Origin of the sequence: Bacillus sp. CR71 (assembly GCF_003429245.1) — a bacterium.
Lineage (GTDB): Bacteria > Bacillota > Bacilli > Bacillales > Bacillaceae_G > Bacillus_A > Bacillus_A thuringiensis_S.
The window spans coordinates 3319587-3321625 of sequence record NZ_CP031748.1; the positions used below are offsets into that span (position 1 = coordinate 3319587).

Here is a 2039-nt window from a genome sequence, read left to right on the forward strand (position 1 = left end):
TACCCCATCGCTATCAAGCTAAAAAAGTAGGTCACCCCAAAAAAGAGAAAATACGTTAAATTCTCATAGATAACTATCTTATATTAATTACATAATCTAGTGTGATATAATGATATAAAGATATTATATTTAAAAGGGGGATTCAAATTGGTTAAAAACTTACCTTTACTAATAGTGATTTTACTACTAGGTATCAGTTCTTCTACATTAAGCACGAACGGATACTTTTCTCCAGTTATAGAATGGTCTTTAATGATTATAAGTATTATTTTGAACATTACTGCAGTGATAGGTTTATCATTACACGTCCTTGTATATCAACCTATGAAAAGATTTGATAAAAATTTAAAAGAGACCTTCAAATAAAATAATTATATTTGAGGTAACACCACATCGCTATCGAGCTAAAAAAATGTATCCATAAAAAGAAAAAAACGCTATTCTTTCTGTAGAATCATAGGAAAGGATGGCGTTTTTTTATGTCTGTTTCTGTTTCTGATGAATTACAACTATTTGCTCAAGAGATTCAACGTTTTTTATCTCCAAATACCTTACGGAATCTTGCTCGAGATGTTGGTTTCGTACAACGAACCAGTAAGTACCAAGCAAAAGATTTAGTCGCTTTATGTGTATGGATGAACCAAAATATCGCTACGACGTCTTTAACTCAGTTATCTAGCTGTTTAGAAGCCTCGACAGAAGTGCTCATCAGTCCCGAGGGACTGAACCAACGATTTAATAAAGCAGCCGTCCAATTTTTACAACACATACTAGCTGAACTACTAAGCCGAAAATTGACCTCATCTATACCGATTTCTTCTCCATATACTTCTGTTTTTAAGCGTATTCGTATTTTAGATTCAACTGCATTTCAACTCCCTGATGTATTTTCATCGGTTTATCCAGGTGCAGGAGGATGTAGCCATACTGCTGGGATAAAAATTCAACTTGAGTATGATTTGTTAAGCGGACAGTTCCTACATATTCATACAGGTCCAGGTAAACAACATGATCGTACTTACGGCTCTCTGTGTGCCCCAACTGTGACGGCAAATGATTTATGTATCCGAGATTTAGGTTATTTTCATTTAAAAGACCTTCAATATATACAAGATAAAGAGGCCTACTATATCTCTCGTATCAAGTCGAATACACGTATGTATCAAAAAAATCCTAACCCTGATTATTTTCAAGATGGAAGAATTAAGAAAGGTACAGAGTATATACAGTTAGATATGGAGATGTTACTGAACTCTCTTCAACCAGGACAAACATGTGAAATAGCTAATGCTTATGTAGGAATGACTGATAAAGTGCCAGCTCGTGTAATTGTTCATCGATTAACAAGACAACAGCAACAAAAACGATTACAAGATCAAGCTGTAAGAGAAAAAAAGAAAGGAATGAAGTATTCTTCTCGTAGTAAACGACTCAGTGGTATCAATGTATATATGACAAACACCCCTACAGATATTGTCCCGATGGGACAGGTACATGACTGGTATTCTTTGCGTTGGCAAATCGAAATTTTATTTAAAACGTGGAAGTCATTCTTTCAAATTCATCATTGTAAAAAGATAAAACCAGAACGATTGGAGTGCCATTTATATGGTCAGTTGATTGCCATTCTACTCTGTTCTTCTATCATGTTTCAAATGCGCCAATTGCTCCTCATGAAGAAAAAACGAGAGCTTAGTGAGTATAAAGCCATATATATGATTAAAGACTATTTTCTTCTTCTATTCCAAACTATACAAAAAAACACCCAAGAGCTATCAAAGGTGTTACTTCGTCTGTTCAATCTCCTACAGCAAAACGGGCGGAAATCTCATCGATATGAGAAAAAAACGGTCTTTGATATATTAGGTGTCGTTTACAATTCCATGTCTGATAATCAAGCCGCTTAATTCAAAAAAGTGAAACCCATTAGGGTTTATTTCGTATGCAAATCTTTCAATTACCTAAACTTGCCCCTTAGAAAAAAGAAACAATCTCGCCTAAAATTGACTTTGCATAAGCTTAGCTTGATAGCGATGTGG

The 2039-nt window shown here is 34.6% G+C and carries 2 protein-coding genes; both read left to right on the forward strand.

The window, feature by feature from the left end; genetic code table 11:
• Positions 1-147 precede the first annotated feature (147 nt).
• On the forward strand, positions 148-366 hold the full coding sequence (locus DOS87_RS16665; protein ID WP_000240399.1) for a hypothetical protein: 219 nt from the start codon (positions 148-150) through the stop codon (positions 364-366).
• Positions 367-479: 113 nt separating this feature from the next.
• Entirely contained in the window at positions 480-1907 is a 1428-nt protein-coding gene (locus DOS87_RS16670; protein WP_098578215.1) for an IS4 family transposase, read from the forward strand.
• Positions 1908-2039: the final 132 nt, after the last annotated feature.